General features: G+C 54.8%; 12 protein-coding genes. All 12 read left to right on the forward strand.

The genetic code is table 11. The features are described 5' to 3' along the window. The first annotated feature begins 2 nt into the window (after positions 1–2). The 12 genes from pilO2 to istB all read left to right on the forward strand — a co-directional run bounded on the left by pilO2 (position 3) and on the right by istB (position 12,616). Positions 3–1,274, forward strand: coding sequence for a type 4b pilus protein PilO2 (gene pilO2 / locus BV908_RS09070; protein WP_103737923.1), 1,272 nt, complete (start codon positions 3–5; stop codon positions 1,272–1,274). After that, complete coding sequence (locus tag BV908_RS09075; RefSeq protein WP_103737924.1) at positions 1,261–1,878, forward strand: hypothetical protein; 618 nt, start codon at positions 1,261–1,263, stop codon at positions 1,876–1,878. The genes pilO2 and BV908_RS09075 overlap by 14 nt, the downstream gene beginning before the upstream one ends. 20 nt (positions 1,879–1,898) lie before the next feature. Further along, positions 1,899–3,386: an ATPase, T2SS/T4P/T4SS family gene (locus BV908_RS09080; protein WP_103737925.1), complete on the forward strand. Its 1,488-nt coding sequence runs from the start codon at positions 1,899–1,901 to the stop codon at positions 3,384–3,386. Positions 3,387–3,406: 20 nt separating this feature from the next. Further along, positions 3,407–4,486, forward strand: coding sequence for a type II secretion system F family protein (locus tag BV908_RS09085; protein ID WP_103737926.1), 1,080 nt, complete (start codon positions 3,407–3,409; stop codon positions 4,484–4,486). A gap of 15 nt (positions 4,487–4,501) precedes the next feature. After that, positions 4,502–5,047, forward strand: a complete 546-nt coding sequence (locus BV908_RS09090) for a type 4 pilus major pilin (RefSeq protein ID WP_103737927.1) — start codon at positions 4,502–4,504, stop codon at positions 5,045–5,047. Between the two features lie 32 nt (positions 5,048–5,079). Next, positions 5,080–6,021 (forward strand): ATPase, T2SS/T4P/T4SS family, encoded by a 942-nt coding sequence (locus BV908_RS09095; protein ID WP_103737928.1) that lies wholly within the window; start codon positions 5,080–5,082, stop codon positions 6,019–6,021. 3 nt (positions 6,022–6,024) lie between these two features. Beyond that, the gene (gene pilM, locus BV908_RS09100) at positions 6,025–6,483 is read left to right on the forward strand and encodes a type IV pilus biogenesis protein PilM (RefSeq protein ID WP_103737929.1); all 459 of its coding nucleotides are present in this window, start codon (positions 6,025–6,027) and stop codon (positions 6,481–6,483) included. Beyond that, positions 6,484–7,548 (forward strand): ATPase, T2SS/T4P/T4SS family, encoded by a 1,065-nt coding sequence (locus BV908_RS09105; RefSeq protein ID WP_103737930.1) that lies wholly within the window; start codon positions 6,484–6,486, stop codon positions 7,546–7,548. Positions 7,549–7,606: 58 nt separating this feature from the next. Next, a complete protein-coding gene (gene pilV / locus BV908_RS09110) occupies positions 7,607–8,131 on the forward strand; it encodes a shufflon system plasmid conjugative transfer pilus tip adhesin PilV (protein WP_103737931.1) in 525 nt (174 codons plus the stop codon). Positions 8,132–8,294: 163 nt separating this feature from the next. Continuing rightward, positions 8,295–10,034, forward strand: coding sequence for a shufflon system plasmid conjugative transfer pilus tip adhesin PilV (pilV, locus tag BV908_RS22430; protein WP_103737936.1), 1,740 nt, complete (start codon positions 8,295–8,297; stop codon positions 10,032–10,034). A 263-nt stretch (positions 10,035–10,297) separates the two neighbouring features. Further along, on the forward strand, positions 10,298–11,842 hold the full coding sequence (gene istA / locus BV908_RS09120; protein WP_041835980.1) for an IS21 family transposase: 1,545 nt from the start codon (positions 10,298–10,300) through the stop codon (positions 11,840–11,842). 36 nt (positions 11,843–11,878) lie between these two features. Then, complete coding sequence (gene istB / locus BV908_RS09125) at positions 11,879–12,616, forward strand: IS21-like element helper ATPase IstB (protein WP_011805003.1); 738 nt, start codon at positions 11,879–11,881, stop codon at positions 12,614–12,616. The last annotated feature ends 117 nt before the right edge of the window (positions 12,617–12,733 follow it).

A 12,733-nucleotide genomic window follows, 5' to 3' on the forward strand; every position in this document is an offset into this window, starting at 1 on the left:
CGATGGAAAACGAAGCTCAAGTCTTTGATGTCAAGGGGACATCATTTGCCATCGGCCTGTTTTGGCAACCCCTTGGCAGTTCAGCTGCAGCTGAGCGTAAGAAGGAAATTCGAGCGCTTTCTGAAGAGCTTTCGTATGACCTTGTTGTCGTTCGCCACGGGCCCACACACTGTGCCGGGTTTGCAAAATCTAAGTACATAAAGCTTGGAACTTTCTCTGCGGCGGCGGTTGTTTCCAAGTCGCTTGAAATCGAATGTCAAGCGAAAGATTTCATTTTTGTTTCACCATTGGGTGACGGCAGATGGATGTATGTCGCCCAGCGAGATGGGGTGATCCTTCCCGATGGAGACCTCTGTTTCTCGTCCGAGGATGCTGCACGCTCCCAAATGATGGAGCACATGAGCATCGGTGATTGGGCGCACGTATTCGCGCCTGAACACTGGGGAATTGGTAAAGCTACCGAGAGAACATTTGATGAGCTTGTTCCGCGAAAGAAAAACGGCAAGATCAAGTCGCACAAATGGTGGCGCCTTCTCCCTTTGCAGCGTGGGAGAGCTGCTGTCTCAATGTACTACAGGCAAATCTTTGCAGCCTGTGTTTGCCTGATCATTCTCGGCGGGGCCCTCTGGTACTACAAGCAATGGCGGGCTGATATAGAAGCTAGAGAAGCGCTTGAAGCATCCATACGCAATTCCCAATCTTCATTCGTTCCGCCTGAGCATCCGTGGAAATCAATTCCTCTGGCTGCTGAGTATCTACAAGCATGCTTGGATCAGTTGAACCAGCAGAATCTTTTCCCTGGTAACTGGGCTATATCTGGAGTCGAATGCTCGGGGGGGAATCTCCAGGTAACTTGGAAGCCAAACGCAGGTGGTTGGATCAAGCATCTCAGTGAAATTCTTCCCAACGCATCTATCGCTCAGGATGGTTCCTCCGCTTCGGTGACTGCTGCCATCGTAAAGCCTCGTACGGGATTTGATGAGGCTCTACAAAAAGAAAATGCAAGGTTAGTCAGTATGTATTCGGCAGCTCAGTCATTTGGGGTGAAATTTAAAGTCTCTGCAAGTGTCCAGGCTCCTGTTCTGCCAGGACAGGGGCCATCTGTACCGGCTAACCACCGCGAGATTATCTGGCAAGCTGAGAACGTTGCTTTCCCAAACGCTGTCCTCGCTGCGTTGGACGGTCCAGGCTTCCGGATGCGCTCGATGAAAGCAACTTGGAATAACGGTCAATTTATCTGGATGATGGAAGGGTCTCAATATGTTCAACCGTAATGCGTACTTTGTGAGTTTGATTGCGATGCTGGTGATGCCTATTGCTTCGCATGCGGCTGATGATGTTGATGCTGCAACCGCAGCTGCAATGGCTGCGATAGTTGCCGGCACCGCCAATCAAGCCGGGCCTACTGTTCTCCAGCCGCCAAGCATCAAACCATCCGTAAAGGTGAGCCCTGAGGCCGCTGAAATTGCGACCATCAATCAGCGCATTGCTGTTAAGGCGGCTCGCCTGGCTGAATTGGAAATGGAAGCCAAGATCAAGGCAAAAGAAACTGAACTTGCCAAGGGCTTCGGTGGGGATGCGGGAATCACTCAGCTTGACGAGAACGTCATCCCCTCGGTTTCAGAAATCAGCGGCATCGACAACAAAATTTGGGCTGTTTTGAATGTCAATGGGGGTACTCAGACGGTTCGTGTCGGAGATGTGGCGGCAGGTTGGAAGGTCACGAGTATCCAGTCTGACGCTGTAACCGTGGTGAAAAAAGGCAAAAAGGCTCATTTGTCCTTCGGCAACAGTGTTGTTCAAACTCAGACTCAGAGCCAACTGCCGGCAGGCCTAAACCCGCAAATGGGCGGCATGCCCGGTTTCCCTGCACGTTGATCTGATAACGAGGAACGATCATGAAGGTGTTGACGGCCCCTGAGGGCGATATTCAAGTATCTAACGAACTTCGCAACATGGTTGCGTTGTTGGATGATGGTCGTTTGCTCGTCGCGGACGCGGACAAATTCAATCCGCATGTTCGCGGGTTCATCGCCCGTCTGAAACGTTCTGACCGGGAATTTGTTCCCCACTATGTTGATTACACAGAGATCAAGAATGTGTATGACAACATAGAAACCGTGGAAGAACGGTCAGACATGCAGAATTGTGCAACTGATCTCTTCCAGAAGGCTGTTGAGATGCGAGCCTCGGATATTCATATTCGGGTGAGTACCAAAGAGAGCACGAAAATTCTCTTCCGGATGCATGGCAATCTCAAGTTGATCGAATCAAAGCCGTTCAAGTATGGCGACCAACTCTGTACGACCATCTTCCATACGCTGACTGACGTATCGGACGCCACTTTCGAGAGCATGACTCGTCAGGATGCCCGTATCTCTGACAAATCCAAGATCCCGAGCAATATCGACGGTATTCGTGTCGCAACCTCACCTCAAGTTGGTGGGTACATCATGGTGCTCCGTCTGTTGTACAACGACACCAGTACAGATTTGGATCTGCAGACGCAGGGCTATACCGCCAAGCAGGCCGATTCCGTGGAGTACATGAAGAAGCGCCCCACCGGGGCGATGATCATTTCCGGTCCTACTGGCTCCGGTAAATCGACAACTCTTCAGAAGATCCTTTCTTCTATTATTGAGAGGACGAGTGGGCGCAAACACATCATCACGGTCGAAGACCCACCTGAATATCCAATCATCGGAGCGGTGCAGACACCCATCACCAATACCGAGAACGAAGAAGATCGGCAGCGAGAATATCAATCTGCCATCAAGGGTGCGATGCGTCTGGACCCAGACATAATCATGCTGTCCGAAGTCCGTGATAAGCCAACTGCAACACTTGTGATTCAAGCGGCTATGACGGGCCACCAGGTCTGGACGACTGTCCACGCTAATAGTGCCTTGGCTATTTTTGATCGTCTAACCGACCTTGGTGTCAACCTCGAAATGCTGGCCGACCCGACAGTTGTTGGGGGACTAATCTGCCAGCGCCTTCTTCCGACCCTGTGTCCCAAATGCAAGCAGCCGCTGAGTGATCATTTCGATGAGTACGAGCAAGCAGACCTCCAGCGTTTCATGACCGTTCTCGATTTTCAGAATGTCTATCGCGCCTCGCCAACCGGCTGTTCGCACTGCAATGGTTCAGGAACGTTAGGAAGAACTGCGATTGCAGAGACCATTGTTACCGACAACCACTTGATGGGTCTTTTGCGGAATCGTGATCGTCTTGGCGCGATTGACTATGTTCGTCGTGAGCAACAGGTCATGAGCATGTTGGATCATGCCATTCAAAAAATTAACGCGGGCCATGTCGATCCTTTCCATGCTGAGGATATTGTCGGTGCCCTTAATGCGGGGTCTATCGAGCGTGATCGCAGCTGATATGGAAGAGGGGCATTAACGTGCATGAGATTGAAATTGCCTTCGCGCGTTTCATGGTCAACAACGACATGAATGCGCGAAGACGCTTGTGGCGGAAGCTGTCGAAATTGCTTTCGAATAGTGTTCCAATTCTTCAGGCACTAAAGTCCATCCATGATCGAAGGATTGCCAGTGGGTCCGAAAAAGACCCGCTCACTATAGCAATCGGAACATGGATGGATCGCATTCGAAATGGTCATCGACTTGGAATGGCTGTCGAAGGTTGGATTCCTCGTGATGAACGAATGCTAATTTCTGCAGGCGAGCAATCGGGTGAACTGGACAAAGCCCTGCTGAATGCCTCTGAGATTATGATTTCTAAATCGAAGATTAAGAAGGCGGTAATTGGTGGACTGGCCTACCCTGTCATTATGGGATTCCTCGCTCTTGCAGTCCTTGTGATGTTCAGCTTCAAGGTCATTCCTGAGTTCAGTAAAGTTGTGCCATATGAGAAATGGCAAGGTATTGCGAAGTTCATCATTGATCTTTCAACGTTTGCACGCCAATGGTTGCCTCTAATTCTCGGCTTCATCATATTCCTCGTCGCGGCCTTCTTCTTATCCCTCCCAAGATGGGCTGAAGGTTTGCGGGTAAGAATGGATCGGTATGCACCTTATAGCATTTATCGAATGCTCCAGGGCGGCACATGGATGATCTCTTTGGCAGCATTAGTTGAAGCAGGTGTTCGTATTGAGAACGCAATTATCGACCTTGGTGACGGATCTTCGAATTGGCTAAAAACACGTTCCGATGCGTGCCTGCGAGGGATGCGTAGCGGACAGAACCTTGGCGATGCACTCGCAAAATCGGGGTACGAGTTTCCTGACCGAGAAATTATTGATGACCTGGGCGTGTACGCCAAGTTATCTGGTATCGACCAAGCCCTATCGACTGTCGGCCGCGAATGGGTCGATGATGGGGTTGAGAAAATTCAGGGAATGATGAAAGTCATTTTCGGAATTAGCGTGCTGACTGTTGGCTTATTTATCGCCTTCATGGTGGGTGGCCTTATCAGCATGGAACTGCAGATGTCCACCATTGTTCAACGCTCTTATCACTGAAAGCAGGGTATTTAAATGACCAACATTTTCGCTCACAAGATGAGTATCGCGACCTCCGCCAAGGCTCAACGTGGCGTCACCCTCATGGAATTGATTGCCGGTTTGGCCGTCATGAGCGTTATCGTGGTTGGTGCAGTCTCTCTGTACTCCAGCGCCACATCCAGCGAGCAATCCACTTCGCTGCAACGAGACATCGGCGCTCTGCAGGCCGCTACGCGTCAAATCTTCAACGGCCAAGGAACGTACGGAACTGTTCGGCTCAACGATCTCCTGAAGACCGCCAATAAGGTGCCCAGCACCCTCGCCGTGAGCGGTACGGGTGCCTCAATGGTCTACAAGACTCGTTCTAACGGTGATGTGACGATCACGGGCAATGGTGGAACTTTCAATATCGAAATCACTAACGTTGCCGCCGATCTCTGCGTGCCTCTTCTGACCAACGCTGCCGGATGGTCGTCTATTTTGGTCGCGGGTGGTACTGCTCAGACAACCTTCCCCATTACACCGGCTGCAGCGCAGACGGAATGCGGTAAAGGCACAACGTTGACCTTTACCAACTAATCAAACCTCAGTTCGACCTTTAAGTAGATCCAATGCTCAAAGATATTGATCTGAAGGACATTTACCTGGGCCGTCCGAATGCGTGGCTTTCAGGTGTTCCGGGTACTAGCGACCCTTTCCCAGCACCGGAGGATTGCGCAGAGGAGCTGGAAGAGCTGCGCGAACTGTGTGACAAGACGAACCAAGATACCGGGAAAGAGGAATTCACGATTCGCCACCGCAATGTGTCGTATCGCGCAAGCATTCTCAAATCTATTTCTGATGTCGTCTTCGTTCTCCGCCGATTCCCGGCTAAGGTGCCGACCTTCGAGAGCCTGAACCTGCACAACGGGTACGTTTCGAAGCTCATGCAGCAGCGATTGAGCGGCCTTATCGTAATTGCCGGCCCATTCGGTGCGGGAAAAACTACTACAGCGTCAGCGTTGATCGCCGCTCGACTTTCCAAGTTTGGCGGTGTGGCCATCACCATTGAAGATCCGCCAGAGATGCCTCTGGAAGGCAAGCATGGCGAAGGAGTTTGTTACCAGACCTGGGCAGATCGGGGCGGATTTGGTGACGCGACTCGAAAGATGGCACGGTTTGCACCGTCGATCATCTTCCTTGGAGAAGTGCGTGACGCTGAAACTGCCGCAGAAGCTCTCCGCGCATCTATCAATGGTCGTTTGGTCGTCTGCACAGCGCATGCCGACTCAGTACCTATGGCCATCGAGCGCATTTACTCCCTGGCCAATGGTGCTGCCGGCACTTCAGAGGATACCGCTAACCTGATGGCAGGCGGGCTCCTTTGCGTCGCGCATCAGCGCTTGGATGGTGAGCCAAAGCACCCCAAGCTCAGTTTGTTGTGGCTGGGTGACGATGACAGCCACGGCATTCGCAACACGATTCGCCAGCGCCGATTCGACCAGATCGGTAGTGAAGTCACTCGACAGCTGAATCAGATGATGATGAGTGGCCGACCGGGGCGTGAAAGCTAAAAAATGTTGCCCGTCTGGATTGCTGTTTTCTTCGGGACGGCTCTCGCAACATACATGGTTGCTGAGATACCAGAGCGGCGTGCGGCTGATATTGAAATAACGGCCGATGTTTCCGCTGCAAATTTCATTGCTTACAGGGTTGCTGTACAGAAATTTGCTCGGTCCAATCCATCCTTTACCGGAACAGTGGCGGACGCATCCTTGGCAACCTATTGGTTGCCAGGCTACAAAAAGAACTTTTCATGGACTAATGAAATAAGTGGAGGGGCCCTTTATATTTACTCGACAGCGTATGTGCCCCCTAATACGCTTGATCGCTTGAAGAAGAGGGCCCCCGATTTCCTTCTTCTGGGAAGAAAGAGTCAAAGTACGGGGCGATTGGTTTCATATTCCGGGTTTGATACTGGAATCACATTGCCTGCAACTATCCCCGCAAATGCGCTGGTCATGATGGGACGATAAATGATTGATATTGGGAATTTCATTACAGAGATGGCCAGTTCCGAGCTGGATATCTCTGACATTCTGATCGAGACAAATGCACCTATCATGCTGAAGACCGCACGTGGTTGGATTCAAGCTGAAGATGTTGAAACTCCGACCTGGTACGATGTTGATGCTTTTTTGTTCACCATCGATCCATCATGGGACGCAATAATCCGTGAGAGTGCCCTCAATCGACCTTTGAATCTGAGCACGCGGCGTTTGCGAGTTAATGCCTATCTTGCGTTTGGCGGCACAAAGATCATGGCCTCCATTCGGTTGATTCCCAATCGACCATTGGCAATCGGGGAAGCAGGTTTGCCCGCAGCTTCGCGGCTCCTACTCGAAAATACCAGTGGGCTAATTTTGGTTTCTGGTCCGACCGGCTCGGGTAAGACCACAAGTATGGCTTCTATGGTCGAAGCCATCAATGAGTCCCGCAACTCACACATCATTACGATTGAAGACCCAATCGAATTCATGTTCGAGCGCAAGTGTGCAGTTTTCTCGCGTCGCGAGATTGGCGTTGACTGTACTGATTTCAAGAGCGGCGTGAAGGACGCGCTCCGCCAGAGGCCCGATGTAGTAGTCATTGGTGAAATTCGTGATCGTGAAACCGCAGAGCAGGCTTTGATCGCTGGTGAATCAGGCCATCTTGTCATGGGAACTCTGCACGCCGGCTCAGCCCTGGGCACCATCTCAAAGTTACTTGGATATTTCAACTCTCAAGAACGTGACGGCCGCCTTCAGTCACTCTCCGAGAATCTTGTTGGGATCATTCACCAAACCCTGATCCCAAAGAAGGAGGGGGGCGGGTACGCCTTGGCAGTCGATTTCATTGCCAACCACAAGCGTCAACATTCCAAGGCCTTCTTCGACATGGAAAAGCTGCAGGGGAGTGTTGATCGAAATGAAGACGGCGTGTCGATCCCCCTATTCACCTCCATCAAGAAACTCGTCAATGCTGGAGTCGTGGACAAGACGGATGCGATGAAGGCTGTTTCAGGCAACGCTTTCATCTATGACAACCTGCGCCAGCTCTAACTGGCAATCATGATCACCGCCCTGGAGCAGGGCGGCGACTTTGTTTTTAGGTAATGTAATGAAGACCAACCTCAAGACCATTCATCAAGCTGGTCTAACGCTGCTGGAGGTTTTGGTCTCGCTTGGGATTCTGGCTACCATTACCACGGGTATTGCTGCAAGCACGAATCAGCAAAGTGAAAAGACTAAAGCCTCGGTAGTTGCGCTTCATGTCAAAATGGTTGGGACAGCGGCAGCAGAGTACATCAAGGACAATTATTCCTTGCTTTTGACTACTGCTGCCGCAACACAGCCTGCTCTTATTCGGGTGAGCGACATAATCACCGCTGAGAAGCTTCAACCGGGATTTAATTCGCGCAACACACGTGGTCAAGAAACCTGCGTTTTAGTCCCCAAGCAGGGGTCTAACAACTTGACATCCGTCGTTATCACTGAGGGTGGTGAATTAATTGATGATTTGTCGCTGGGGCAAATCGCCTCCGAAATCGGTGCGGCCGGTGGCGCGATTTATTCACTTGCTGCTGGCAACATGCGAGGAGATATGTTCCATTTTCTTTGCCGGAACATCTATATCCAACCATGAACCATTTCTAATCAGGTCAATCATTTCTTTCCTGATTGGAGATTTCTTCAAGTTTGCGTTGGCCCCTGTTTCAATTACAGGATTGTAAGAGGAAAATTCAGGCGGTTTTGGCTGATTCAGCTCATTCTCCACTTAGTTGAACCCTGTTTGAGGTAGAGGTTAGATGCAGTTCTCAATTTCAAAGGTCTCTCGTCAGGCTGGACTCACGCTGTTGGAGGTGCTGGTCTCGCTTGGAATTTTGGCGACCGTCATGACAGGCATTGTTGCTCTCTCGAATCAACAAAACGAGAAGACAAAGGCGTCCGTAGTTGCGCTCCACGCCAGACTGGTTGGGACTGCTGCAAGCGAATACATCAAAGACAATTACAGCCTTCTGCTGTCTACGGCAACGGTAACGCAGCCGGCTCTGATCCGCGTGAGCGATCTTGTTGCGGCTGGCAAGCTTCAGGCAGGCTTCAATTCGCTAAATGCACGTGGACAAGACACTTGTGTCTTGGTGCTCAAGCAATCTGCAACCAACTTGACCTCGATCCTTGTCACTGAAGGTGGCGAGACCATTGACGATCTGACCCTTGGCCAGGTTGCCTCTGAAATTGGTGCAGCAGGTGGGGGCATCTATTCCACGGCACCTGGAAACATGCGCGGTTCAATGGGTGGATGGGACACGCCAATAGGCTCTTTTGCAAACCCCAATCACTTGGGCCAGAGGTGCTCCGGGGCAGGTGGCAACATTGTTTTCGCGCAAGGGCACCCTGTGATGGCACTTTGGTTTGCGGACAGCCAGGATGTTGCGGCAACGCTTTATCGCGATGGAGTCCCAGGCAATCCATCATTAAACACGATGAATACGCCGATTATTATGGGATCGGTTCAGACATTAAATGGCGCGTGCTCATCTACTGGTGCGATTGCGCGCGATGCCGGCGGTGCTCTCCTGTCGTGCCAAGGTGGGGTATGGAAGTCTCCGGGCGACGGCAAGTGCGTTTCGACAGATGCAGACTTGAATTCCCTTCAAACCGATGGACGTTGCTACAACAGTGCCGGGAATCCCAACTCTCCGGCTGGGGGAGATTGGTTCTTTCTTGAGGTATTTCGCCACGTAAACCAAGGTAACTATTACGTCTCTCAACGTGTCATTGGCATGACAGGATGGGCGGTTGGCAAGGTTTGGCTGCGTAATCAGCAATCCGGCACTCAGGCTGGAGGCTGGAGCGCATGGAATCAGGTTAGCGATCCTGGCGTCACGACGGCAAACAGCACTCTCACCGCCAATCGCGTCCAGTCAGCAGCCGGTGCTGTGGGTGGCGCTGGGCAGTTGTTTTACGACGTAGCCGGAAGCATGATGGCTGCGAATACTTCCATTTATTCCTACGGCAAGATCTGCGCCGGCAATTCGTCCGGCGGCTGCGATGGAACGGGCGGCGTAGTCTTGTCTTCGAATGGCACTATTGGTGCATCTGGCAATATCGCAGGCCAGAATATTACTGCCAGTCAAGCCGATGTTAACGGGACTGGGTTTATCCGTCCTGGATGGGCGGTGGAAACTTGGGGATGTGCTTCTAACGGTGATATAGCCAAGGCTGCATATACCGTTGCAGATGGTTGGGCATACAACGGGAAAACACTGTCTTGTCAATCAGGTGTTTGGCGCATACCAGCTGCCAGTTTTGATGCCAACCAAGAGTATGGCTTGACCCAAGCTGGACGTGGCCAATCGGCGATCAACATCGGCTCTCATAAGGCATGTTTCCTGTCCCGCTTCTATGTCGCAGGTGGCCAGGAATCCTCAGACAAATGGTGCCAGGTCTATCCTGAAAACAACTACTGGGTGCTTCTGGCGTCATTGGGTTGGGATACCCCATCGGTCTACAAAACCATTTGCTATGCGCGCTGCATCGACTGACAGGATGTTTTGGCAGACGTTCGGCCAAGACCTTGTTGCGCAGCATATAAACAGCCAAAACCGGCAGAACGCTGCCTGCCTGCGTATTCCACGCGATGGCGGACACGATTCCATGCTGATGGCGGACAGTGTTCCAGCGTGATGGCGGACAGTGTTCCACGCTGAAGGCGGACAGCATTCCAAACTGATGGCGGACACCTGCGGGGTGTTCTGAGTGACCCGAACGCGGCATACGCTGCCCGGTTTTTTGACCGGAACAAGCGATGCCCACACCCAGGGTCACCATGAGCAAACTACGACACACACTGCAACTGCTGCACGGCGGGGTCTTGAGCACCCGTCAAATCGGTGCCGCCCTCGGCATCTCCAAATCCACTGTCAGCGAGATAGCCAGCTACGCGCGCGTGGCCGGCGTGGACTGGGCACTGGCCCAGAGCCTGAACGACGACGAACTCCAGGCCCGGCTCTACAAGCCACCCGTGGCGCGCGAGTCCCGGCACCTTGAACCCGACCACGCCCACATCCACCGCGAACTGCGCCGACCTGGCGTGACGCTGCAGTTGCTTTGGGAGGAATACCAGCAACAGCACAGCGGGCAGGCGTACAAGTACAGCGCCTTCTGCGAGAAGTACAAGGCCTGGGCCCGGCGCCTGCAGCGCTCCATGCGCCAGACCCACACGGGCGGTGACAAGCTCTTTGTGGACTACGCCGGCCAGACCGTTCCCGTGGTGGATGCTGACACTGGCGAGATACGCCAGGCCCAGGTCTTCGTGGCCGTGCTGGGCGCATCGAACTACACCTACGCCTGCGCCACCGCCAGCCAGAAGGCCACCGACTGGGTGGCCAGCATCATTAGCGCGCTGGAGTTCATCGGCGGCGTGCCCCGCCTGCTGGTGCCTGACCAGCCGCGCGCCCTCATGGCCCGACCCGACCGTTACGAGCCCACCGCGCACCGCCTGCTCGAAGAGCTCTGTGCGCACTACAGCCTGGCCGTGATGCCCGCGCGCCCGGCCAAGCCACGCGACAAACCCAAGGTGGAGGTCGCTGTGCAGGTGGTCGAGCGCTGGATTCTGGCCAGGCTGCGCCACCAGACCTTCTTCAGCCTGGCCGAGCTCAACCGGGCGATTGCCGCCTTGCTGGTGGACTTGAACCAGCGCGCGTTCAAGAAGCTGCCGGGCAACCGCACTAGCGCCTTCGCCGAACTCGACCGGCCAGCCCTGCGCCCCCTGCCGCCGGTGCGCATGCCCATCGCGCGCTTCAAACCCGCCCGCGTCAACATCGATTACCACGTTGAGCTCGATGGCCACTACTACTCGGTGCCCCACGCCCTGGTGGGTGAGCCGGTGGAGTTGCGCATCACGGCCGGCACGCTCGAAGTCCTGCACGGCAGCAAACGCGTGGCCGCCCACGCCCTCAATCCCCGACGGGGTGCACACACCACCACGCCCGAGCACATGCCGGCCTCGCACCGGGCGCACCTGCAGTGGACGCCGGCCAAGCTCATCGCCTGGGGTGAGCGCGTGGGCGCGGCCACCGCCGCCGTGGTGCGCTGGCAGATGGAGCACCGCCAGCATCCCGAGCAGGGTTACCGCTCCTGTCTGGGCCTCATGCGCCTGGGCCGTGAGTACGGGGCTGACCGGCTGGAGGCCGCCTGTGCGCGGGCGCAGTCGATTCGCTCACCGTCCTACAAGAGCATCGCCTCCATCCTGGGCTGCGGCCTGGACCAGCGGCCGCTGGATGCGCCGATGGCCGCACAGGCGAGCCTGCCGCTGCACGAGAACGTGCGCGGGCCGGGCTACTACCACTGAACTCCAACGTGCAAGCAAACCTAACAAGGAAGAACCATGCTCAACGAACAGACCTTGAACCAACTGCGCGCCCTGCGCCTGGACGGCATGGTGGCCGCCCTCAGCGACGCGGCCACCCACATCACGGCCAGCGAGCTGCCCTTTGAACAACGCCTGGCGCTGCTGGTGCAGCGCGAGGTGGACTGGCGTGACAGCAAGCGCCTGGAGCGCCTGTTGAAGGCGGCCCGCCTGAAGGTCTCCAGTGCCTGCCTGGAGGACATCGACTGGCGCGCCAGCCGGGGCCTGAGCCGAGAGGTCATCACCAGCCTGGCCGGCGGGGACTGGCTGCGCCATGGCCACAACGTGCTGCTCACCGGCGCCACCGGGTGCGGCAAGACGTGGCTCGCCTGCGCACTGGGGCAGCAGGCCGCGCGCCTGGGCTTCTCGGTGCTCTACACCCGCGCGCCACGGCTGCTGCAGGAGCTGCACGTGGCCCACGGCGATGGCAGCCTGGGCAAACGGCTGGCGCAACTGGCGCGGCTGGACCTGCTCATCCTGGACGACTTCGGCATCGCGCCGATTGCCGCGCACGAGCGAAACGACCTGCTGGAATTGCTGGACGACCGGGTGGGCACGCGCTCGACGCTCATCACCAGCCAGTTGCCGGTGACGGCCTGGCACGCCTGGCTGGACGAGCCCACGCTGGCCGACGCCATCCTGGACCGCATCGTGCACGGCTCGCACAAGATAGCCCTCAAGGGCGAGTCGATGCGCAAGCTCACCAAGGCCGTCTGAGCCGGCCGCGCCGACCGCCATTCCACGCTGATGGCGGACACTTCGGCTACGATTTGAGCGTCACTCAGGACACCCGCGCAACGTGTCCGCCATCGCCTGGAACGCTGTCCGCGATGG

The sequence above is a fragment of the Diaphorobacter sp. LR2014-1 genome (assembly GCF_002916785.1).
GTDB lineage: Bacteria > Pseudomonadota > Gammaproteobacteria > Burkholderiales > Burkholderiaceae_C > Diaphorobacter > Diaphorobacter nitroreducens.